General features: G+C 62.1%; 19 protein-coding genes. 10 read left to right on the top strand and 9 right to left on the bottom strand.

Translation table 11 applies throughout. The annotated features are described in order from the left end of the window. Nucleotide 1 precedes the first annotated feature (1 nt). From AC1RQ5_RS29405 to AC1RQ5_RS29395, 3 genes are all read right to left on the bottom strand, one after another. Nucleotides 2-1,264 carry an Lpg1974 family pore-forming outer membrane protein gene (locus AC1RQ5_RS29405; protein WP_493204274.1) on the bottom strand — a complete coding sequence of 421 codons (1,263 nt, stop codon included), beginning with the start codon at nt 1,262-1,264 and terminating at the stop codon, nt 2-4. Between the two features lie 179 nt (nt 1,265-1,443). Further along, on the bottom strand, nt 1,444-2,583 hold the full coding sequence (locus AC1RQ5_RS29400; protein ID WP_493204272.1) for a helix-turn-helix transcriptional regulator: 1,140 nt from the start codon (nt 2,581-2,583) through the stop codon (nt 1,444-1,446). 241 nt (nt 2,584-2,824) lie between these two features. Beyond that, entirely contained in the window at nt 2,825-3,256 is a 432-nt protein-coding gene (locus AC1RQ5_RS29395; RefSeq protein ID WP_493204270.1) for a hypothetical protein, read from the bottom strand. A gap of 266 nt (nt 3,257-3,522) precedes the next feature. On the opposite strand from AC1RQ5_RS29395, the gene AC1RQ5_RS29390 reads away from it, so the two are divergent. Beyond that, nucleotides 3,523-6,054: a glycogen/starch/alpha-glucan phosphorylase gene (locus AC1RQ5_RS29390; protein ID WP_398475626.1), complete on the top strand. Its 2,532-nt coding sequence runs from the start codon at nt 3,523-3,525 to the stop codon at nt 6,052-6,054. Nucleotides 6,055-6,058: 4 nt separating this feature from the next. Here the strand turns inward: AC1RQ5_RS29390 and AC1RQ5_RS29385 are convergent, their stop codons facing one another. Both AC1RQ5_RS29385 and AC1RQ5_RS29380 read right to left on the bottom strand, forming a co-directional pair. After that, nucleotides 6,059-7,453 (bottom strand): sensor histidine kinase, encoded by a 1,395-nt coding sequence (locus AC1RQ5_RS29385; RefSeq protein WP_493204268.1) that lies wholly within the window; start codon nt 7,451-7,453, stop codon nt 6,059-6,061. Beyond that, nucleotides 7,453-8,118, bottom strand: a complete 666-nt coding sequence (locus AC1RQ5_RS29380; protein WP_398475630.1) for a response regulator — start codon at nt 8,116-8,118, stop codon at nt 7,453-7,455. Before AC1RQ5_RS29380 ends, AC1RQ5_RS29385 begins: the two co-directional genes overlap by 1 nt. Before the next feature lie 133 nt (nt 8,119-8,251). Between AC1RQ5_RS29380 and AC1RQ5_RS29375 the strand changes: the two genes are divergently transcribed. The 3 genes from AC1RQ5_RS29375 (at nt 8,252) to AC1RQ5_RS29365 (ending at nt 10,479) form a co-directional block, all read left to right on the top strand. After that, nucleotides 8,252-8,842, top strand: coding sequence for a hypothetical protein (locus AC1RQ5_RS29375; protein ID WP_493204265.1), 591 nt, complete (start codon nt 8,252-8,254; stop codon nt 8,840-8,842). Nucleotides 8,843-8,907: 65 nt separating this feature from the next. After that, a complete protein-coding gene (locus AC1RQ5_RS29370) occupies nt 8,908-9,381 on the top strand; it encodes a hypothetical protein (protein ID WP_493204263.1) in 474 nt (157 codons plus the stop codon). A gap of 228 nt (nt 9,382-9,609) precedes the next feature. Next, a complete protein-coding gene (locus AC1RQ5_RS29365; protein ID WP_493204261.1) occupies nt 9,610-10,479 on the top strand; it encodes a hypothetical protein in 870 nt (289 codons plus the stop codon). 52 nt (nt 10,480-10,531) lie between these two features. On the opposite strand, the gene AC1RQ5_RS29360 is transcribed toward AC1RQ5_RS29365, so the two are convergent. The 3 genes from AC1RQ5_RS29360 to AC1RQ5_RS29350 all read right to left on the bottom strand — a co-directional run bounded on the left by AC1RQ5_RS29360 (nt 10,532) and on the right by AC1RQ5_RS29350 (nt 13,735). Further along, nucleotides 10,532-10,969 carry an EamA family transporter gene (locus AC1RQ5_RS29360; protein ID WP_493204259.1) on the bottom strand — a complete coding sequence of 146 codons (438 nt, stop codon included), beginning with the start codon at nt 10,967-10,969 and terminating at the stop codon, nt 10,532-10,534. Between the two features lie 229 nt (nt 10,970-11,198). Further along, nucleotides 11,199-12,812 carry a phosphoenolpyruvate carboxykinase gene (locus AC1RQ5_RS29355; protein ID WP_493204258.1) on the bottom strand — a complete coding sequence of 538 codons (1,614 nt, stop codon included), beginning with the start codon at nt 12,810-12,812 and terminating at the stop codon, nt 11,199-11,201. 182 nt (nt 12,813-12,994) lie between these two features. Further along, on the bottom strand, nt 12,995-13,735 hold the full coding sequence (locus tag AC1RQ5_RS29350) for a HugZ family pyridoxamine 5'-phosphate oxidase (RefSeq protein WP_493204256.1): 741 nt from the start codon (nt 13,733-13,735) through the stop codon (nt 12,995-12,997). Between the two features lie 216 nt (nt 13,736-13,951). Here AC1RQ5_RS29350 and AC1RQ5_RS29345 point away from each other — a divergent pair, with 216 nt between their 5' ends. The 5 genes from AC1RQ5_RS29345 to AC1RQ5_RS29325 all read left to right on the top strand — a co-directional run bounded on the left by AC1RQ5_RS29345 (nt 13,952) and on the right by AC1RQ5_RS29325 (nt 17,939). Further along, nucleotides 13,952-14,653: a response regulator transcription factor gene (locus AC1RQ5_RS29345; RefSeq protein ID WP_211911734.1), complete on the top strand. Its 702-nt coding sequence runs from the start codon at nt 13,952-13,954 to the stop codon at nt 14,651-14,653. 148 nt (nt 14,654-14,801) lie between these two features. Beyond that, entirely contained in the window at nt 14,802-16,607 is a 1,806-nt protein-coding gene (locus tag AC1RQ5_RS29340) for a stimulus-sensing domain-containing protein (protein WP_493204253.1), read from the top strand. Continuing rightward, on the top strand, nt 16,604-17,074 hold the full coding sequence (locus AC1RQ5_RS29335) for an HPr kinase/phosphorylase (protein WP_493204252.1): 471 nt from the start codon (nt 16,604-16,606) through the stop codon (nt 17,072-17,074). Before AC1RQ5_RS29340 ends, AC1RQ5_RS29335 begins: the two co-directional genes overlap by 4 nt. A gap of 191 nt (nt 17,075-17,265) precedes the next feature. After that, a complete protein-coding gene (locus tag AC1RQ5_RS29330; protein ID WP_211911731.1) occupies nt 17,266-17,667 on the top strand; it encodes a PTS sugar transporter subunit IIA in 402 nt (133 codons plus the stop codon). Continuing rightward, nucleotides 17,664-17,939 carry an HPr family phosphocarrier protein gene (locus AC1RQ5_RS29325; RefSeq protein WP_398475650.1) on the top strand — a complete coding sequence of 92 codons (276 nt, stop codon included), beginning with the start codon at nt 17,664-17,666 and terminating at the stop codon, nt 17,937-17,939. The genes AC1RQ5_RS29330 and AC1RQ5_RS29325 overlap by 4 nt, the downstream gene beginning before the upstream one ends. A gap of 3 nt (nt 17,940-17,942) precedes the next feature. Here AC1RQ5_RS29325 and AC1RQ5_RS29320 read toward each other — a convergent pair whose 3' ends face one another. Next, a complete protein-coding gene (locus AC1RQ5_RS29320) occupies nt 17,943-19,547 on the bottom strand; it encodes a glycosyltransferase family 39 protein (RefSeq protein ID WP_493204249.1) in 1,605 nt (534 codons plus the stop codon). Nucleotides 19,548-19,734: 187 nt separating this feature from the next. Between AC1RQ5_RS29320 and lepA the strand changes: the two genes are divergently transcribed. Beyond that, nucleotides 19,735-21,540: a translation elongation factor 4 gene (lepA, locus tag AC1RQ5_RS29315; RefSeq protein ID WP_493204247.1), complete on the top strand. Its 1,806-nt coding sequence runs from the start codon at nt 19,735-19,737 to the stop codon at nt 21,538-21,540. The last annotated feature ends 19 nt before the right edge of the window (nt 21,541-21,559 follow it).

The following is a 21,559-nucleotide window of genomic DNA, read 5'->3' as shown; positions in this document are numbered from 1 at the left end:
CTCAGAACGTTGCGCTGACACCCAGGCGCGGGCCATGGACGTAGCGGTCGATGGTCTGGTTGCTGGTGGTGCTGAAGGTCTGGTTCAGCACGTTGAGATAGGCGTCGAGGCGATAGCTCGCGCTGAGCTTGACCTGGTCGGTCAGCCAATAGGACACGCCGACCTGCAGATCGGCATTGAACACGGTGGCGTAGCGCTGATCGGTCGAGGTATTCACGGTGCTGCCGCCGCCACCGATGATCGCAGCGATGATTGCGGGGTCCGACACGATGCTGTTGACCGTGGTGCTGACCAGCCGCTGCCGGCCGAACAGGACCGCCGCGTCGCCGGCATAATCCAGCGCCCAGCCGCCGCCCAGTGGGGCCGATCCCTCGACGCCGATCCGTGGACCCGCGCCCAAGAACGAACTGCGCGTCGTGATGGCGTTCGTTGTGGTCGTGCCGAACGAATTGACCAGAATGCCCGTGCCGAGGATATCGAACGGCGCATTGAAATTCACGCTCAAAGCGTTGCTTTGGAGCGAATCGGTCTTGCCGGCCACTTCCGCAATGCGGAGCCCCAACTTCACCTGCATGGCATTGCGGCCGCTGCCAAGCACGTCGTAGCCGACAGCGCCGTCCGCGAGCCAATGCGTCTCCTTGTAGCCGATAGTCAGGGTGTCGGACGCAGAACCGCCGGCGATTGGTCCACCAAGCAGCGGTATCAGCGCCGGATCTAGCGCGCCGCCGACCGCTGCAGTGCCCGAGAATCGTCCGCTCTCGCCATATCTGAACTGGGCGCTGACATGCCAGGGCGATCCGGCGAAGCGATAGTCGAAACCCGCCGCCGCCTGCCAGCCGAGCTTGGGTGCCAGATCGAACGCACCGGCCGTGTTGCTGCCAAGCAAATTCGAGAGGTTGTACGGCGATGTCGTGACATCGCCGCCCGACCAAATCGCACCGCCCTCGCCCCAAAGGCGAAGTTGTCCTGCGCTTTCCACCGGCGAGGCTTTGTAGGCCATCGGCAGATCAGCTGCATAGGCGGAGTAAGCATCGCGCTTCGCGTTGGGAGCCGAGATCGCCACCGGTCCCGGTGACGACTTCAGCGCCGCATTCTGGGCCCGCAGTGCCTTGTTCTCGCGCAGCGCTGCATTTTCCTTGCGGATCGCGGCATTTTCCTTCTCCAGCGCGGCGAGGCGCGCCATCACATCATCGTTGGAGGCCGCGTAAGCCGCCGGGCTTGCGCAGGCGCTGAGCGCCAGAGCCGTGATCAGAATTGCCTTCATGCTCGCCCCACTGTTTCGCACGCCAACATTGCGGCGCCATTGCCGCGACTGTTTCCGAGCGAGGCTGCGTCGAATACCCGGCATTTGCCGGTGGCAAGGTGGCTTTGCCGGCCACTGCGGCAAAGACGCCACATGGCGGAATGCGCAGTTGCGATGCCTGCGACAGTACCGGTCAGCCGCTAGGCTTTTCCGATCAGCGGCTGCGTGCTCTTGAGCAAAGCGACCAGCTGGCTTTGCTGGCGCGTGCCGGTCTTGCGAAAGATGTTTTCGAGATAGGACCGCGCCGTGGTGAAGCGGATGCCCTGCTGGATCGCCGCGTCCTTCAATGCAAGGCCGCTCGCCAGGGCCGCAGCGAGCCGCGCTTCAGCCGGCGTCAGATCGAACAGCTGCCGCGCGTGATCCTCAAAACCGTCCGGCAGCGCCAGGGTCAGGACGCGCAGATAGATGATCGCCTGCCGCGACTGCGGGAAGTGCTGCTGCGTGCGTGCCGCCGGGCTGACCGTCACCGCGACATCGATGCCGGGATCATCGCCGGCAGCGCGCAGCAGCAATTCGCCGCCGGTGCCGGGCGCGGCATCCGAGCCGAATGCACAGGCATCCGCGACCAATCTGTGGAGCGCCGCCATGGTTTTGTGATCGCGGCTGGTCAGCATGCCGGACTTGATCCGCAACATGCTCGCCTGCCGCAGCAGAATAGTGTCGGCGACGTCGTTCGACTGGATCACGCGCAGCTGGCCGTCGATTACCAACACGCCGAACGGGAGATTGACGTAGCTCGATGCCAGCAATTGGGCCGCCTGAAACCGCCAGCCGAGTTCGGTCGCGCGTCGCAGATGCGGCATGATCAATTGCAGCAATGCGACCTCATTGGCATCGAAAGCCTGCTGATTACGGCCCCGCTGCACATCAAAGATCCAGAACGACGGGCCGGATGTCATCAGCTTGCTGCCGAGACCGCCATACATGTCCTGCGGCGCCAGCCAGTCGTTCCAGAACCGGCTGCGACGCAACACATCGTCGCCGATCAGTGCGCGATCGCTATAGATCAGTCCGACCGGAGCAACGCCAAGTGCATCTGCATAGACGTTCGGGTACGGCGCATGATCCTCGATATAACGAAGCTGAAATTCGGGATCGGGATTCGAGCTGACCGCGTCGCTCGGCTGCAGGTCGGGCCCACTCCGCACCAGGCAGGCCGTCGAGCCGTTGAACAGAACGCGGAGCCGATCGATCGCGACCTGCCATTTCGACGGGCCGGAAACGGACTCGTAAAGCGTATCGATCACGCCGGATAAAAGCTCCGGGCCGGGAAACACCATGTCCAGTTTCTTGCACTGAAATTATTATCGGGCACCAAAACAGCCCGCATATTGTTTTTGTTGCACTTGCGTCAGCAAAGTCTGGATACAAAAACCGCCCGCGTCAAATTCATAAATAAGACACAACGCGCAATGATGCGGCATGTCGTAACGACAAATGCGCAGTCATCGCTGGCTTCATGCGGGGGCAGTCATGTGGCCCCATCACGCGATGAGAGGTCCGTGATGATCGGCGACGCAATCATCGCCCGATGATCACGCCCACCACATTTCCCGTCGACAGATATTTCTGCTCGATCTCGGCGCGCGCGGCGGCGCGGTTCTCCGGCGTCAGCAGACCGCGCTTCTCGGCGAGGATCATCCAGCAATAGCCCCACCAATCCGTGAGCAAGCCGTCCTCACCATCGAGATCGTAGCCCCGTCCAGCGGCGAACATCCGAGCATGCGCCTCATCGAGCTGATCGAGCCAGGCGTGATCGTCGAGCGAGAACAGATCGTCGCTGACATCGTCGGTTGTGTAACCCCACACCGACAGGCAGACCGTATTGAATTCGCGGTCGATCTGGTCGTCATCCACGGGATAACGACGCGCGTTAAGATGCAGGCGGGTGAGCGAGCGCGCGAAATCGGCGATCCGGGTGAGCGCGAACTGATCATAGGCAATGCTGGACATGTCGTCCTCACGGCTAGGCAGAGCATGGACGGCGAACAGGTCCGCCGAATCAGAATGATATATCAATGATTTGAAATTTGTTCTTAATTTGTTCTCATGCATAACCGAATCTTAAGCGACAATTCGGTTGAGCCCTGCCATCAAAGCCGCAGCTTCATAATTGCTGCTCAATTCATCGGCATCGCAGTAGCAAAACCTCCTCACCCCGATGGGTTTCCGACCACCTATGAATGGGCGTATGCTTTCACGCCGTGACAAAAATCAGGATGACCAGTTTGTCAGACCAGTCCACGCCCGCACAATTTCAGCCCCTGAACGCACCGATCGACGAGCTTCTGCTCGCCGAGATAAAAAGTGCCATTCTCGTCAAGCTGACGCTGGGCATCGGCAAGGAGCCTTCCTTCGCCACCAAGCATGACTGGTACAAGGCTGCCGCGCTGACATTGCGCGATCGTGTCGTGCATCGCTGGTTGCTGTCCGAGAAGGAGAGCTACGACGGCGGCCGTAAGCGCGTCTATTATCTGTCGCTCGAATTCCTGATCGGCCGCCTGTTCACCGATGCGCTCAACAATATGGGCCTGCTGCCGGTGTTTCGCGCGGCTCTGGAAGATCTCGGCGTCGGCCTAGATGAACTCCGCAAATGCGAGCCGGATGCGGCGCTCGGCAATGGCGGCCTCGGCCGCCTCGCCGCCTGCTTCATGGAGAGCATGTCGACCCTTGCCATTCCCGCTTACGGCTATGGCATCCGCTACGACTTCGGCCTGTTCAAGCAGGTCATCTCCAAGGGCTGGCAGAAGGAATATCCCGACGAGTGGCTGGGCTTCGGTAATCCGTGGGAGCTGCCACGGCCTGAGGTCGTCTATCACATTCACTTCGGCGGCAGCGTCGAAGTGGTGGATGATGCCAAGGGTCATCAGCGCAGCGTGTGGCATCCCGGCGAAACCGTGGAAGCCGTCGCCTTTGACACGCCGATTGTCGGCTGGCGCGGCCAGCACGTGAACGCGTTGCGCCTGTGGTCGGCGCGTGCGCCGGATCCGCTGCGTCTCGACGTGTTCAACTCAGGCGACTATGTCAGCGCCAGCGCCGAGCAATCGCGCGCCGAGGCGATCTGCAAATTCCTCTATCCGAACGACGAAAGCGCTGCCGGCCGCGAGCTGCGGCTGCGGCAGGAATATTTCTTCGTCTCGGCCTCGCTGCAGGACCTGGTGAAGCGGCACCTCGAATCCGAAGGCAATCTGCGCGGTCTCGCCAACAAGGCCGCGGTGCAGATGAACGATACGCACCCGAGCCTCGCCATCGCCGAGCTGATGCGCATCCTGATCGACGTGCACAATATGCGCTGGGATGCCGCCTGGCAGATCACCAATGCGACTTTGTCCTACACCAATCACACGCTGCTGCCGGAAGCGCTCGAGACCTGGCCGGTGGAGCTGATGGAGCGGCTGCTGCCGCGCCATCTCGAAATCATCTACCGAATCAATGTCGCACATCTCGACCGTGCCGACGCCATCCGCCCCGGCGATACCGGCTACCGCGCCTCGGTGTCGATCATCGACGAAAGCGCCGGCCGCCGCGTGCGCATGGGCAATCTTGCTTTCATCGGCTCGCATCGCATCAATGGCGTGTCGGCGATGCATTCGGAACTGATGAAGGAGACCGTATTCCGCGATCTCAACCAGCTCTATCCCGGCCGCATCACCAACAAGACCAATGGCATCACCTTCCGCCGCTGGCTGACCCTGGCCAATCCGAAACTCACCGATCTCTTGCGCGCCACCTGCGGCGAAGCGGTGCTGGATGATCCCACACGCCTGATCAAGCTCGAAGCCTATGCGGGCGACGCCGCTTTCCAGCAGGAATTCCGCAAGGTCAAGCATCACAACAAGCTCGCCCTCGCCCGCGTGATCGGCGAAAAGCTCGGCGTGCAAGCCGATCCATCGGCGCTGTTCGACGTACAGATCAAGCGCATCCACGAATACAAGCGACAGTTGCTCAATATCGTCGAGACCGTCGCGCTGTATCAGGCGATGAAGGACGAGCCCAACAAGAACTGGGTGCCCCGCGTGAAGATTTTTGCGGGCAAGGCAGCGGCGAGCTATCGTTATGCCAAGCTGATCATCAAGCTCGCGAACGATGTCGCGCAGATGGTGAACAATGACGAAAGCATCAAGGGTCAGCTCAAGGTCGCCTTCCTGCCCGACTACAATGTGAGTCTTGCGGAAATCATCATTCCGGCGGCCGATCTGTCCGAGCAGATCTCCACCGCCGGTATGGAAGCCTCCGGCACCGGCAACATGAAACTGTCGCTGAACGGCGCGCTGACCATCGGCACGCTGGACGGCGCCAATATCGAAATCCGCGACAATGTCGGCCCGGAGAATATCGCGATCTTCGGCATGACCGCCGAAGAGGTCGTTACGCGCCGTAACAACGGTCTCGATGCGTCGGACGTCATCAACAAGTCGCCCAATCTCGGCCGCGCCATCCAGGCCATCGAGACCGGCTTCTTCTCGCCCGACGATCCCGGCCGTTTCGGCGGCATCGGCCACGCGCTGCGCCATCTCGACCACTACATGGTCTCGGCGGATTTCGATTCCTATTACGACGCCCAGCGCAGCGTCGATGCGCGCTGGCAGGCCGGTTCGGCCTGGAGCCGTGCGGCGATCCTCAATACGGCGCGCATGGGCTGGTTCTCGTCTGACCGCACCATTCGTGAATATGCCGAGGACATCTGGCACGTGCCGGTGGCGAGCCAGATGCCGACGACATTTGCGCAACTGGTGCGCAAGGCAACCTGATTCACTACCTGCTCTCGGCGGCATTAGCCGCCGGGAGACGCAGCGTCACGCACAAACCTCCCAGCGGCGACGCCCCCAATGCGACATCGCCGCCATAGAGCTCGGCCAGTTCGCGTGTGATCGAGACGCCAAAGCCGAAGCCAGGCGCGCTTTCGTCAAGTCGTTCGCCAGGCCGCAACACCCGCGCACGCTCATCGACAGACAGACCTCTTCCGTCATCCTCGATGGTCAATGCGATCAACGCATCCTGCCGCACGCCGCGGATCGACACCTTGCCGCGCGCCCACTTGAATGCGTTGTCGAGCAGATTGCCCGCCATCTCGTCGAAATCCTGTTGTTCGCAGGCGACCAGCCAATCGGCCGGCACATCCATCACGAATGCGATGGTCTTCTCGCTGTTGATCTTGCCAAGGACATCGCCGAGATCCTGCAGACGCGGTGCAATCGCCGTCTGCGCACGCGCCGGGCCGTTCAAGGCCGCGGCGCGTGCACGCCCGAGATGATGCCGGATACGGCGCTCCATTTGCGCGACCAGCGGCTGCAGCGTCGCAGGATGTCCGTCGCGGTCGGCGGAGGCTGCGATGGCCAGCGTGGCCAGCGGCGTCTTCAGCCCATGTGCGAGATTGGCGACATGGCGACGCGCGCGTTCGAGACCGCTTGCATTCTGATCGAGCAACGCATTGAGCTCTGCCACCAGCGGCTGGATTTCCTGCGGCTGCTTCGATGGCACCCGCGCGAGATGGCCGCTGCGTACATCCGCCACCGCCCTCCGCAGCCTTTCGAGCGGACGCAATCCCAGCCGCACCTGCAACATGATGGCGAGAATGAGCGCCAGCCCCAGCACCGCCAGCGAAATGCCAAGCGTGGTCATCGCCTCGCGCAGCGGGCCGAGTACCGCCGCGCGCGGCGCCGAGGTGACAATGGTCACATCGTAGGCGCCGACCTTTACGGGCTTGATGCGATAATGCAGGTATTCGTCATCCGGCCCGACGCCATCGGCAGGACGCGGGCGTTCTTCGCGCGGATCGCGGTCCTTCTTCGGCTGTGGCGGCGGACGTTGGTCGCCCGCAACGGGCATTGCCGCGTCGAGATCTGCGCCATCCAGCGACGCCGAACGCAGCACATTCCTCGGGCCCGTGACCTGCCAATACCAGCCGCGGCGCGGACGCTCGAAAGGTGGCCCATCGGCGCTGCCGGCAAGACTGATGCGGCCATTGCCATCGGCACGTAGCAACGATGACAGAAACACGATCTGGGTATCCAGACGCTGGTCGATCTGTCCCTGCACGAACCGATGCAGGACAAAGCCGATCAGGACGGTCGAGATCACCAGTGCCAGTGCGATGAAGGCACAGGCCGCGGTCAACAGCCGGCGGCTCAGCGATGCATCACGCAACATTATGCGGGTCCCGCCGTCAAACGATAGCCGCGCCCACGCACGGTCTCGATCATGTCATGACCGATCTTGCGGCGTAGACGCGCCACGATGACCTCGAGAGAGTTAGAATCCGTGCCGGCATCGCCTTCGTACACTTTCTCCATGAGTTCGAGCCGGTCGAACACCACGTCCTTGCGCAGGATCAGCGACTGCAACACGCGCCATTCCAGCGCCGTCAGTTTCAGCGGTAGGCCGTTGAGCGCGAACACGCCGGTCGGCGCATCGAAGCTCAGCGCACCGCAGGTGATTTCCGGCGCGGCATGTCCAGCCGAGCGGCGCACCAGCGCGCGGAGCCGCATGATCAATTCCTCGACCCGAAACGGCTTGGTCAGATAGTCGTCGGCGCCGGCCTTGAAGCCATCGACCTTTTCGGTCCAGCCATCGCGGGCCGTCAGGATCAGAACAGGCAATTGCCGGCTGCTCTTGCGCCACGCGCGCAACACGGCTGCACCGGGCATTTTCGGCAGGCCGAGATCGAGCACAGCGACGTCGTAGGATTCGGTATCGCCGAGGTAGTGGCCTTCCTCGCCATCGGCCGCGATATCGACGGCAAAATTCTCGCGGCGCAAAGCCGCCGCGATCTCGCCAGCCAATGGCGCGTCATCCTCGACCAGCAATACTTTCATGGATGCTCTCGTCAAATCTGCGCCACGCTCTAGGCAGCCCAGCTTAACTCAGCCTGAACGGTTCGGTTCAGGGTGGATTGGGCAGCGCCCGATACGGTCCGGCCATCGACAACGATGACAGCGAGACCAAGCCATGACTGACACCGATCATACCTCCGAGCCCAAAGCCCTGCCTCCCCCGCAACGGCGCCAGCGCCTGTCGCGTAGCGCCATCGCCACCGGCACCGTGGCGGCACTGCTGATCGCCGGCGCAGCTCTCGGCGCTGGCGGCACCCGGCTCGCCCAGAACTGGCAGCCGCGCAGCGTCATGCTGCTGCAGCCTGCGCCGATCGACAATATGCAGGAGCGAAGCCCAGTCGCCATCAAGGGCGACGTGGCCGAGATCTACGGTAACAAGTTCGTGGTCCAGGACACCAGTGGCCGCGCACTCGTGGATACCGGTCCGCGCGGCGAGGACCGCATGGTGGTCACCAAGGGTGAAACGGTCACGGTTCAAGGCCGGTTCAATCGGGGCGTGGTACGCCCCGACGTGGTGGTTCATGCCGACGGCCGCAATGAAGCCTTCGGCCCGCCCGATGGGCCCAAGGGACCCAAGGGACCCAAAGGCCCGAAAGGTCCCAAGGGACCGAAAGACGGCCCAGGCGCCCGCGCCGATCGTGGTCCGCCGCCGCCAAGCGACCGGGGCGGTCCAGATGACGACGCGCCGCCGCCACCGCCGCGATGACGCGAGGCAACCGACCGGCGCCCTCAAGCATCCTCTTCAGCACAACGGAATTCAAGGAACTCGCTATGCCCGATCACCACACCACGTCAATCAGCGGCAAGATCACCCATGTCTTCGGCCATCGCTTCGTGGTCGAAACCAGTCGCGGCGCCATCCTCGCCGACATCACGCCGAAAGGCCTCGACCAGTATACGCTCCGCATCGGTGATCCCGTCGATCTGTCAGGAGAGCTGAAGCCGTCGGAATTGAAAGTGTCGCGCCTGGTCTCCGGCAAGACCGTGATCACGATCGACCACAAGAAGAAGCTCCATGAGCATCATGGTCCTGGAGAGCCACGCGATGCCCTGAAGGCTGCCCGCGCCGCCGGCTTCGAGCCGCTTGGCGAGCCGCGTCGCAAGCCAAAGCATTTTGAAGTGCTGGGGCGACGCAACCATGAGCTCGCCGAGCTGCATATCGAGCTGGACGGACATATCCGCAAGATGAAGCCTGTCGAGGGACTCGATCCGAAATGGAGTGAGGTGCTGCAGAAGGCAGTCTGAGCGGCACGCGCAATTTCAGGATGTCGCCCACCCCGGCATCATTCGCAAATGGACAAGCCATGCTGCGCGAATTGCCGCAGCATGGCATTCTGGTGACGGATGAGACGCAGCTGTCACAAACCGTCCGCATGGTCGCGCGGCGTTTGTCGTGATCAAATGACAGTCCAAACTTTGACCAGTCGGATCACCACAGCGCCCCAGACATCCTCTCCGTTAAAGGCTTTTCCAATGCTTCCAACATTTTCTCGTCGCGCCGCGCTCGTTCTCGCCGGTGCTTCCCTGCTGATCTCCGCCGCCCAGGCCGCCGATGCCATCGACAATGGCTCGCTGTCCGCCTCGGAATTCCGCCCGCATGCACGCACCTTCGGTCTGGTCTACACGCTGCCGAAGGACGTCAACGACAAGATGGACGTCACCATCAAGGGCATTCTGCGCGAGAAGCTGCTGAACGCGAAGCTCGAGGACGAAGCCCAGCGCTTCAACATCCCGCACATCACCGTGGTGCACATCCACAGTGCCGATCCGACCACCCCGGACAAGATGCTGAAGGCGCTGCCCAAGCTGCCGAAGCCGCTGAACGTCACCATGAAGAATTTCTACAGCACCGAAGCCGCCAAGGGCGCCGGCCAGCCATGGTGGCTCGATCTCGGCGTCGTCAAGGAAGGCGCCGACTATGAAGCCATGATGGCGTTCAACACCACGGCCACGGCCGCGCTTGCACCGCTGCGCGATGGCCCGCTGCCGCGCGTCACCGGCCCGGTCTATGCCGTGATGGGCGATGCCGCCAAGGATCTGGTGAAGACCGTCGGCGTCAGCGGCGTCAATGTGGTGAAGGATGGCAAGGAGCTGCGCTCGCACAATCCGCACAATACGCTGGTCTACAGCAATGTGAAGTTCACGCCTGAGATCAAGGCTGCGATGGATCAGACCGCGACGGAGTTCAACCAGATCCTGCCGGCCGGCATCCCGACCGCGCTGAACACGATCTCGATCGTCGAGCTCGGCTTCGCCGGCAATGTGCTGCGTGAAGTCTACCGCATCGACCTCAAGACCGGCACGGCGACGAACATCGCGACCGGCAAGACAGCTTCCAAGTAAGCAGTATTCGCACCAAACAAGAGGCGGCCCACGTGGCCGCCTCTTTCGTGTTTTACGCCCGATAGGCGACCAGCACCGCGCCGCAGGCGATCAGAATCACGCCGAGCCAATTCGGCAACGATAGTTTCTCACCGAGAAACAGCACCGCAAACACCGCAACGAACACCACGCTGAGCTTGTCGATCGGCGCCACACGCGCTGCATCGCCGAGCTTGAGTGCACGGAAATAGCAGATCCACGACGCACCGGTGGCGCAGCCAGACAGAACGAGGAAGACCCATGTCTTCCCCGAGATCGTCGATGGCGACTGCCAGTGACCGGTGGTGACCACCATAAGTCCTGCGGCGAACAGGATGACGATGGTGCGGATAAAGGTGGCGAAATCTGAATTGACGTTCTCGATACCGATCTTGGCGAAGATCGCCGTGAGTGCCGCGAAGGCAGCGGAGAGGACGGCCCAGAACGGCCAGGTAAGGGTGAGGTTTTTCATCGTAGCCTGCTGTCTCTCTTGTCGTCGCCCGGCTTGACCGGGCGACCCAGTATACGCGGGAGATAAAGTTTGCACCGTGACATTGCGTTCATGCCGATCCATGCATCCGCACGACACATCATTGGCGTCGTTGTTCACTGGGTCACCCGGTCAAGCCGGATGACGACATAGCGAAACGCAAAAAGGGCGACCTCGCGGCCGCCCTTTTCTTATCGTATGTCAGCAGCGCTTACTCCGCCGCCAGTTTCACATCCGGCGCAGCAGCGCGGACTTCCGCGTCCACCTGTGCCTCGAACTTGGCAAAATTCTTCTGGAACATGCCGACCAGTTTTCGCGCAGTCGCGTCGAACTCGGCCTTGTCCTTCCAGGTATTGACCGGATCGAGGATCTCGCTCGGCACGCCGTCAAGCGCAGTGGGCACCGCGAAACCAAAATACTTGTCGGTGCGGAATTCGGCGTTGCGCAGCGAACCGTTCAACGCACCCGTCAGCAGCGCACGGGTCACCTTGATCGGCATGCGCGAGCCGACGCCATATTTGCCGCCGGTCCAGCCGGTGTTCACCAGCCAGCAATCGACATTGTGCTTGGCGATGAGGTCACGCAGCATGTTGCCATAGACCGATGGGTCGAGCGGCAGGAACGGCGAGCCGAAGCAGGTGGAGAATTCCGGCTCCGGATCATTCCCGAGACCGCGCTCGGTGCCGGCCACCTTGGCGGTGTAGCCGGACAGGAAGTGATACATCGCCTGTGCCGGGGTCAGCTTGGCGATCGGCGGCAGCACGCCGAAGGCGTCCGCGGCGAGCATCACCACATTCTTCGGCTGCGGCGCGCGACCGGTGCGCGAGGCATTCGGAATGAAGTCGAGCGGATAGGCCGAACGGGTGTTCTCGGTCTTCGAGCCATCGTCGAAATCCGGCACCTTGGTATTGGCATCGAGAACAACGTTCTCGAGCACCGCACCGAAACGCTTCGACGCAGCATAAATTGCCGGCTCGGCTTCTTCCGACAGCTTGATGGTCTTGGCATAGCAGCCGCCTTCGAAATTGAAGACGCCGTCCTTGCCCCAGCCATGCTCGTCATCGCCGATCAGCGTGCGCTTCGGATCGGCCGAGAGCGTGGTCTTGCCGGTGCCCGACAGACCGAAGAAGATCGCGGTATCGCCGCCCTCGCCGACATTGGCGGAGCAATGCATCGGCAGAACGCCCTTGGCGGGCAGATAGTAGTTCAGCGTGGTGAAGACCGACTTCTTCATCTCGCCGGCATAATAAGACCCGCCGATCAGGACGATCTTGCGGGCGAAATCGATGGCCACGACGTTCTCCGAGCGACAGCCGTGACGTTTCGGATCGGCCTTGAAGCTCGGCAGGTCGATGATGGTGAGTTCAGGCACGAAATCAGCCAACGCAGCTGCTTCCGGGCGGATCAGCAGGGTGCGGATGAACAGCGAGTGCCAGGCGAGTTCGGTGAACACGCGGGTCTTGATGGCGAAGCTCGGATCGGCGCCGCCATAGAGATCCTGCGCGAACAGGGTCATGCCTTCGGCGTGCTTCTTGAAATCGGTGTAGAGCGCTTCGAACTGCTCCGGCGTGATCGACTGATTGCCGGCCCACCACATCTGTTCGGTGGACGCGTCCTTGACGGTGAACTTATCCTTCGGGCTGCGGCCGGTGAAATCGCCGGTGTCTGCGCAGAGCGCGCCATCGGACGACAATTCAGCCTCGCCATTGCGCAGCGAATGCTCATAAAGCTGCGGCGCACCGAGATTCCAGTTCACCGCTTTAAGGTTCTTGAGTCCGAATTTATCGGCGCCATAGGCCGCGTTACGTACGCCCGTCTCTTGCACGGATAGTCCTCCTTAGAGCCCGCTATTCGACATGCGAGGTTGCCTCCAACCCGGCATTGCAGCGGTAACCGACACTATAGCCGCTCCAGCTTTGATCGGGCGATCTAATAGTGACGAAGATGTGAAAAGCCAAGCACTCGTCGCCTGACGTGGTTTATTCCAAGCACGGCCATGGGTATGGCTCAACCGTTCAAAGTGCGGGCCTGCTCTGCCAGTTCCCGGAGAACCTTTCGCAAATCTATCGGCGTGACGATCCGCCGCGGAAAGTCGAGCCGGAGCGCCGCCGACATTCCGCCCTGCAGATCGAGCCCGTCCGGATCGCAGCCGGTGCAGCGCCAATCGCCCGATTCCGCGCCAAGCAGTTTTGTTGCGTAGAGATTGAGCGCATCACGGTGATCCGCGTTCATATGGTCCACGGCCCCCTCCTCCGCCTCCAGCATACTCTCGGCGTCTGTAAGATCGGTGAGATATTGCTCAGGTGCGAGATCGATGATGCGGCCGAACCCGGCCACCAAGTGTAGCGATGTCGGCCTGATCCGGAAGAACGAAAAATCCTTAAAATCTACAAATACTTGCGCCGATGGATGGACGGCGAGATAGCGCCGGCGCAACAACGAGCGCTCGGCCTCACCAGCTTCCTCGGCCTCCCCGCCCAGCATGATTCTGGCCCCTTCCAGCGGGTCGCCCGGCGCTCTCTCATCCAGCATCAGCGACACCCGCGGATCAGCCAGCAGGTTGCGCGTATGCAGCGCCAGTCGCGAAATGAGGAGAATCGGCGAGCCATCGGGATGGCTGGCAGTGTTCACCAGGGAGCAATATGGCGCTCCGCCCTCGACGGTCAGGGTTGCAAGCGCGCCTTGCCGGCTGCGGCGCAGCAGCGACCGGGTGACGCGCGAGGGGTCGAAATCATCTGTCGGCTGCATCATTAAATCCCGATAATCATTGCCGAAAACGACTTTGCCCAGGGTCGCAGGAGGCGTATATAGACATGGAACCCGCGCCCATGTCAGGCGTTAATGGAACTTGGCCACACTTCAGCCCAGCTTGCATTGCTGGTTGACTGTGTTCTTAAGGCCACCTCATACGGCGGAATATCCCATCCCCCGCCGTACAGACCATCCGCTTCGGAAAGCAGGCTCATGCCCACAATCGCTTTGGTCGACGACGACCGCAACATTCTCACATCCGTATCGATCGCGCTCGAAGCCGAGGGCTATCGGATCATGACCTATACGGATGGCGCGTCGGCCCTGGACGGTTTCCGCACCAGCCAGCCGGATCTCGCGATCCTCGACATCAAGATGCCCCGCATGGATGGCATGGAGACGCTGCGCCGCCTGCGCCAGAAGTCGGACCTGCCGGTGATTTTCCTCACCTCGAAGGACGAGGAGATCGACGAATTGTTCGGCCTGAAAATGGGCGCGGACGATTTCATCCGCAAACCTTTCTCCCAGCGCCTGCTGGTCGAGCGCGTTAAGGCCGTGCTGCGCCGTGCCGCGCCGAAGGACCCGGCCGCTGCGCCGAAGGAGACCGACGCCAAGGCGCTCGATCGCGGCCTGCTGCGCATGGATCCGGAGCGCCACACGTGCACATGGAAGAACGAGGCGGTCACCCTTACCGTCACCGAATTCCTGATCCTGCAGGCGCTCGCTACCCGCCCCGGCGTGGTGAAGAGCCGCAACGCCCTGATGGACGCCGCTTATGACGATCAGGTCTATGTGGACGACCGCACCATCGACAGCCACATCAAGCGCCTGCGCAAGAAGTTCAAGGTCGTCGATGACGACTTCGAGATGATCGAGACGCTGTACGGCGTCGGTTACCGCTTCAAGGAAACCTGATCGCCTTTCGTCATTGCACCTACTCCGTCATTGCGAGCGCAGCGAAGCAATCCAGATCTTGGCCAGAGACTGGATTGCTTCGTCGCTACGCTCCTCGCAATGACGGGTGTATATGATGGCCATCGACAACAAGCAGGCAGTGTAGACTTTGCTGGATCGAACGCTCCCTGATGGACGACGGGACGCTGGCGGCTCACCGTCGCACAACTCCGATACGTCCGACGAAACCGCGTCCGGCGGCTGGCGCCGCCCGCTCGATTGGCTGCGCAGTGTCCGGCAGTTCTTTGTCACGCTCACCTTTTCGAGCCTGACGCGCCGCATCGTTTCGCTCAATCTTGCCGGCCTGTGCGCCCTCGTCGCCGGCGTGCTCTATCTCTCGCAGTTCCGCGCCGGCCTGATCGATGCGCGCGCGCAGAGTTTGCTCACTCAAGCGGAAATCATCGCCGGCGCCATCGCAGCCTCAGCGACGGTCGAAACCAACACCATCACCATCGATCCCGATCGCCTGCTGGATCTCAAGCCGGGTGAAAGCTACGGCGCGCCGGACGAATTCAACAATCTCGATTTCCCGATCAATCCCGAGCGCGTCGCCCCGGTGCTGCGCCGGCTGATCTCGCCGACCAAGACCCGCGCGCGCATCTATGATCGCGACGGCGTGCTGCTGCTCGACAGCCGCAGCCTTTACGGCCGCGGCGACGTGCTGCGCTTCGAGCTGCCGCCGCCGACCACCGAGAAGCCGGGCCTGCTGGAAAAAACCACCATCGCCATCCGTACCTGGCTCAATCGCGGCGACCTGCCGCTCTATCGCGAGCTCGGTCCGGAAAACGGCAATGGCTATCAGGAAGTCCAGCAATCGCTGAGCGGCATCAAGAACAGCATGGTGCGCATCAACGAGCGCGGCGAGGTCATCGTCTCGGTCGCCGTGCCCGTGCAGCGTTTCCGCGCCGTGCACGGCGCCTTGATGCTCTCCACCCAGGGCGACGACATCGACCAGATGGTCACTGCCGAGCGCCTCGCGATCCTGAAAGTATTCGCCGTCGCCATGGCGGTCATGGTCGTGCTGTCGCTGCTGCTCGCCTCGACCATCGCCGGCCCGGTGCGTCGCCTCGCTGACAGTGCCGAGCGCGTCCGTCGCCGCATTCGCACGCGCGTCGAGATTCCTGACTTCACCGATCGCCGCGACGAGATTGGCCATCTCTCAGGCGCGCTGCGCGACATGACCGGTGCGCTTTATAACCGCATCGAGGCGATCGAGATGTTCGCCGCCGACGTCTCGCACGAATTGAAGAACCCGCTGACCTCGCTGCGCTCCGCGGTCGAAACGCTGCCGCTGGCGAAAAATGAGAACAGCCGTGCCCGCTTGCTCGAAGTGATCGAGCACGACGTTCGCCGCCTCGATCGTTTGATCTCGGATATTTCCGACGCCAGCCGCCTCGATGCCGAGCTGCAGCGCAACGACGTTGCCCCCGTCAATATTCGCACGCTGTTGAATACGCTGACCGCCATCGCCAACGAGACCAAGCTCGGCCACGATGTCGGCGTCGAGGTCCGTTTCGAAGGCGCGGCCAGCGATACGTTCTCCGTGCCCGGCCATGACTCGCGGCTTGGCCAGGTCATCACCAATCTCGTCACCAACGCGCAATCCTTCTCGGAACCCGGTGGCAAGGTGCGGATTGCCTGCCGCCGCCTGAAGGCGAAGATCGAGATCGTGGTGGACGACGACGGTCCCGGCATCGGCCCGGATGCGCTGGAGCGCATTTTCGAGCGCTTTTACACCGACCGGCCGCATCAGGGCTTTGGCCAGAATTCCGGCCTCGGCCTGTCGATCTCCAAACAGATCGTCGAAGCCCATGGCGGCACCATCTGGGCCGAGAACCGCATCGGCGCCGCCAGTCCCGACGGCGAGGTGCCGGTGCTCGGCGCCCGCTTCGTGGTGCGGTTGCCGGCCACATGACCGCCCCCCATATCAGCATCCACGCGTCGGCCGTCCTCGTGGGCGACCGGGCGGTGCTGATCCGGGGGCCATCCGGCTCCGGCAAATCGCGGCTGGTGTTCGACCTGATTCTGGCTTCCCAGTCCGGCCAGATCCCGGAAGCCATGCTGGTAGCCGACGACCGTGCTTTTCTGGAAGCAACCGACGACGGACGGCTCCGGGTTCGGCCGGCCCCTGAATTAGTTGGCTTGCTGGAAATCCGCGGGTTGGGTATCAGGCGCCTCGACTGTGCCACTGCCGCCATCGTGGGGCTGGTGGTCGATCTAGACGCGACCGATGCGGCACGGCTCCCGGAGCCGGAAGCGCTGCAAATCAGGCTTCAGAACGTTGAACTTCCCCGAATCCCGGTTGGATCCGGCTTCTCTCCGCTACCATTAGTGGTGGCGCATCTGACGACAACCGAGGGCACATCGTCGCTACGACCATAGCGCGATTGCCCGAAGGGAATTGGTAACCATATTAGTCCCACACTCGCCACCGACGAGACCCGCCTGAGGCTCCCCCCGACAAAGGTCGTATTTTAAGGGAGTTTCGCGAAGACTCCCCTTGCAAGGGGGCTCTGGATGGTCAAAGTGGCGCTTTCGTGCGGCGCACCATACGCGTCCACGAGGAGTTTCCGATGATTGGTCTGGTACTTGTGACCCATGGGCGCCTTGCCGACGAGTTTAAGGCGGCGCTCGAACACGTAATGGGTCCGCAACAACAAATCGAAGCCGTGACGATCGGAGCGGAAGATGACTCCGATCTGTGTCGCAGCGACATCATTGAAGCGGTCAACCGCGTCGATAGCGGCGATGGCGTTGCTATCCTCACTGATATGTTTGGCGGCACGCCGTCGAACCTCGCGATCTCCTGCATGAGCCGGCCGAAGGTCGAAGTGCTCGCAGGTATCAATCTGCCGATGCTGGTGAAGCTCGCCAAGGTCCGCGAAGAGCGCACGCTCCCCGACGCCATCGCCATGGCCCAGGAAGCTGGCCGCAAATACGTCACCATCGCCAGCCGTGTGCTCGCCGGCAAATGAGCGACACTCTCTCCCGCGAACTGCCCATCACCAACAAGCGTGGCCTCCACGCCCGCGCCTCCGCCAAATTCGTGCAGATGGTGGAGAAGTTCAGCGCCGACATTACCGTGACGCGCAATGGCGAGACCGTCGGCGGCACCTCGATCATGGGCCTGATGATGCTCGCTGCCGGTATCGGCACCAGCATCGTGGTCACAGCCAAAGGCCCGGAAGCTCAGGAAGCGCTGGACGCCATCTCGCAGCTCGTGATCGACAAGTTCGGCGAAGAGTAAGCGTCACTTCGCTCCGGCCGGCGGCACGAAATACACGTGCCAACGCGACGAAATTCCCGACTGCCCCTGGAAGAACCTGCGCGTCGAGATCACCACGCGCTCCGCGCCCGCGGCATTCTCCTTCATCCACGTCTCGCAGACCTCGAACCGGGCATCGGCCGGATCGCAAATCCCGATATAGCCGGCGCGCTTGGTCTCTTCGAACGACAGCAATCCGGAACCGACCTTTTCATTGGGCACGAAGGGCAACGGATGATCGACGCTGTAGAACGTCATCTGGTCCGCTACCTCGACATAACCGACCACCGCACTCCAGCGCGCATGCGCACGGGTGTGCCACATCTCCGTCAGCTGTTTGGCGAGCTGCGAATAGGACACATGTTCGAAATTGCCATTCGCGTCGCGCGGCATGCTTGCAATCGCGATCTGTGGTGCAAGGCCCAGCGTGACCAGCGACAACAGCAGCCATACCGCCGCAATCCTAGGCAGTGCTACGCGCGGCATCCGCAGTGACGGGATCGCAATGAAAGCGAGCGGCACCAGGAAGAACAGCGAGATTCCCCAGTCGGTCTTGATGTAGATATCGAAGAAGAGCGCCCCGATCGGCGGCCCAATGGCGACGATGGCCTGGATCAGCCAGATATTCAGCGCCTGATCGCGATTGACGGACGGATTGTTCTGGATCGACCAAGGCCGCACCACGAAGCCATGTGGATCGCGCGCCGCCCGTGACCACCAGCGTGGCGCCCAGGCGAGCACCGCTGCGGCAATCGCCAGCGGCAGAAGCAGCAGCGCGACATTGTGTCCGACATAGCCCCAGACCAGCTGCAGACTCTGCCACTTCGAGGCAATCACATAGTGGCCGCTCGCATAGAGGAATGGCGCATATTCGACGCTACGCACCCAGTCGATATGCGGCAGCAGCGCCGCCACCATGGTGACGATGGCCAACCACGGTGCCGGTGAGCGCAGGAACAGCATCCGCTGCGGATGGATCAGCGCGGCAAGGCCGATGGCGCCGATCATTGTCACCACCCAATATTTGCACATCAGGGCCGCTGCACCGGCGATGCCCAGCAGCACGCCGGAGCGGATCGTGCGCTTCTCGAACGCATGCAGATAGGCCAGCACCAGCAGCGGCAACGTGATCAGCTGGACGAGATCGGCGTTGAACTTGAAACCCTTGAAATTGAAGATCGGATAGAGCGCGACCATCACCAGCACGAAAAAGGCCCGGCGATGATCGACCACGCGCAGCGCGATGGCCCAGCAGGCGATCATGCCGATACCGACCGTGGCCATGGCCAGCGCATAGGAGGCCCAATCGGTGGTCGGGAAGACGCTGAACCAGACGCCTGCGATCCAGCCCGACAGCGGCGGATGCTTGCCATAGCCGAGGAGGAACTTCTGGCCCCAGGCATAGGCTTCCGAGACGTCGAAATGCACGTCCTGCGCCGCCTTCACCTGGGTCAGGATGGCGGTCCAGAGCACCGCATGCGCGATGGTGAAGCCGACCACCAGCACCGGCGCCAGCTGCGGATCGATCGCCCAGGCGACCACGCGCGCGGCACCCCGGCGGAGCCTCGCAACGAGGCTGCGGCGTTTCACGGGGGCAGCGATGGGGGAAGATGCGCGAGGAGACTTGGGCCTTTTCATGAGGCTCTGCCTAGCCTGTTTTCCCAGCGAGTGAAATCAGAATGCCTTGAGGAAATTGTCACCGGGAACGGCCTTGTGAAACCTCCGGAAAAGCCCCATTTCGGTTGCCGCATCAGGGCCCGGATGCTATCCCGCGCGGATGACAACCTCCCCGATTTCGAACGTCCGCAACTTCTCCATCGTCGCCCATATCGACCATGGCAAGTCGACCCTGGCCGACCGCCTGATCCAGATCACCGGCGGCTTGCAGGCGCGCGAGATGAAGGAGCAGGTGCTGGACTCGATGGATATCGAGCGCGAGCGCGGCATTACCATCAAGGCCCAGACCGTCCGCCTGCATTACAAAGCCAAGGACGGCAAGGATTACATCTTCAACCTGATGGACACGCCCGGCCACGTCGACTTCGCCTATGAGGTCTCCCGCTCGCTGGCCGCCTGCGAAGGCGCGTTGCTGGTGGTCGACGCCTCCCAGGGCGTGGAAGCGCAGACGCTGGCCAATGTCTATCACGCCCTCGATGCCAATCTCGAAATCGTCCCGGTATTGAACAAGGTCGACCTGCCCGCCGCCGAGCCCGACCAGGTCAAGAAGCAGATCGAGGACGTCATCGGCATCGATGCCTCGGATGCGGTGATGATCTCGGCGAAAACGGGTCTCGGCGTGCCCGATGTGCTGGAAGCCATCGTCCACCGCCTGCCGCCGCCGCAGGGCGACCGCGATGCCACCCTGAAAGCGCTGCTCGTTGATAGCTGGTACGACGTCTATCTCGGCGTCGTCGTGCTCGTCCGCGTCGTCGATGGCGTGCTCAAGAAGGGCTCGCGCGTCCGCATGATGGGCACCAACGCGGCCTATGACATCGAGCGCGTCGGTTACTTCACGCCCAAGATGGTCAATGTGGACGAACTCGGCCCGGGCGAGATCGGCTTTATCACCGCCGCCATCAAGGAAGTCGCCGACACCCGCGTCGGCGATACCATCACCGATGACAAGAAGCCGATCACCGAGATGCTGCCGGGCTTCAAGCCCGCGGTGCCCGTCGTGTTCTGCGGTCTCTTTCCGGTGGATGCCGACGACTTCGAGACGCTGCGCGGCGCCATGGGCAAGCTGCGCCTGAACGACGCATCGTTCTCGTTCGAAATGGAAACCTCCGCCGCGCTCGGCTTCGGTTTCCGCTGCGGCTTCCTCGGCCTGCTGCATCTGGAAATCATCCAGGAGCGCCTCAGCCGCGAATTCGATCTCAACCTGATCGCCACCGCACCGTCGGTGATCTATCACATGTATCTGACCGACGGCACCGAGATCGAGATCCACAATCCGATCGACATGCCGGATGTGGTGAAGATCGCGGAGATCCACGAACCGTGGATCGAGGCCACGATCCTCACGCCCGACGAATATCTCGGCTCCGTGCTGAAGCTGTGCCAGGAGCGCCGCGGCAATCAGAAAGAGCTCACTTACGTCGGCACCCGCGCGATGGTGAAGTATGAGCTGCCGCTCAATGAAGTGGTGTTCGATTTCTACGATCGCCTGAAGTCGATCTCGAAGGGCTACGCCTCGTTCGACTATCACCTCACCGACTACCGCGCCGCGGATCTCGTCAAAATGCAGATCCTCGTCAATGCCGAGCCGGTCGATGCGCTGTCCATGCTGGTCCACCGCACCCGCGCCGAAGGCCGCGGCCGCTCCATGGTCGAGAAGATGAAGGAACTGATCCCGCCGCACATGTTCGTCATCCCGATCCAGGCGGCGATCGGCGGCAAGGTGATTGCCCGCGAAACCGTCCGCGCGCTGCGCAAGGACGTGACCGCGAAGTGCTATGGCGGCGACATCAGCCGCAAGCGCAAACTTCTGGAGAAGCAGAAGGAAGGCAAGAAGAAGATGCGGCAGTTCGGCAAGGTCGACATCCCGCAGGAAGCGTTCATTGCCGCGCTGAAGGTGGATAGCTGAGAACTGTAATTCAGCTATT

This window comes from Tardiphaga sp. GW821-FHT12E02 (genome assembly GCF_058807155.1).
The sequence above is the reverse complement of the archived record's forward strand: the minus strand, read 5'-3'. Positions and strand labels throughout refer to the sequence as shown.

Excerpts from the sequence above, each read along its gene's own strand:
- AC1RQ5_RS29400 (WP_493204272.1), bottom strand. The coding sequence starts at position 2,583 with ATGGTGTTTCCCGGCCCGGAGCTTTTATCCGGCGTGATCGATACGCTT.
- AC1RQ5_RS29390 (WP_398475626.1), top strand. The coding sequence starts at position 3,523 with ATGACCAGTTTGTCAGACCAGTCCACGCCCGCACAATTTCAGCCCCTG.
- AC1RQ5_RS29360 (WP_493204259.1), bottom strand. The coding sequence starts at position 10,969 with ATGAAAAACCTCACCCTTACCTGGCCGTTCTGGGCCGTCCTCTCCGCT.
- AC1RQ5_RS29385 (WP_493204268.1), bottom strand. The coding sequence starts at position 7,453 with ATGTTGCGTGATGCATCGCTGAGCCGCCGGCTGTTGACCGCGGCCTGT.
- AC1RQ5_RS29345 (WP_211911734.1), top strand. The coding sequence starts at position 13,952 with ATGCCCACAATCGCTTTGGTCGACGACGACCGCAACATTCTCACATCC.
- AC1RQ5_RS29380 (WP_398475630.1), bottom strand. The coding sequence starts at position 8,118 with ATGAAAGTATTGCTGGTCGAGGATGACGCGCCATTGGCTGGCGAGATC.
- AC1RQ5_RS29375 (WP_493204265.1), top strand. The coding sequence starts at position 8,252 with ATGACTGACACCGATCATACCTCCGAGCCCAAAGCCCTGCCTCCCCCG.
- AC1RQ5_RS29395 (WP_493204270.1), bottom strand. The coding sequence starts at position 3,256 with ATGTCCAGCATTGCCTATGATCAGTTCGCGCTCACCCGGATCGCCGAT.
- AC1RQ5_RS29370 (WP_493204263.1), top strand. The coding sequence starts at position 8,908 with ATGCCCGATCACCACACCACGTCAATCAGCGGCAAGATCACCCATGTC.
- AC1RQ5_RS29365 (WP_493204261.1), top strand. The coding sequence starts at position 9,610 with ATGCTTCCAACATTTTCTCGTCGCGCCGCGCTCGTTCTCGCCGGTGCT.
- AC1RQ5_RS29325 (WP_398475650.1), top strand. The coding sequence starts at position 17,664 with ATGAGCGACACTCTCTCCCGCGAACTGCCCATCACCAACAAGCGTGGC.
- AC1RQ5_RS29350 (WP_493204256.1), bottom strand. The coding sequence starts at position 13,735 with ATGCAGCCGACAGATGATTTCGACCCCTCGCGCGTCACCCGGTCGCTG.
- lepA (WP_493204247.1), top strand. The coding sequence starts at position 19,735 with ATGACAACCTCCCCGATTTCGAACGTCCGCAACTTCTCCATCGTCGCC.
- AC1RQ5_RS29330 (WP_211911731.1), top strand. The coding sequence starts at position 17,266 with ATGATTGGTCTGGTACTTGTGACCCATGGGCGCCTTGCCGACGAGTTT.
- AC1RQ5_RS29335 (WP_493204252.1), top strand. The coding sequence starts at position 16,604 with ATGACCGCCCCCCATATCAGCATCCACGCGTCGGCCGTCCTCGTGGGC.
- AC1RQ5_RS29405 (WP_493204274.1), bottom strand. The coding sequence starts at position 1,264 with ATGAAGGCAATTCTGATCACGGCTCTGGCGCTCAGCGCCTGCGCAAGC.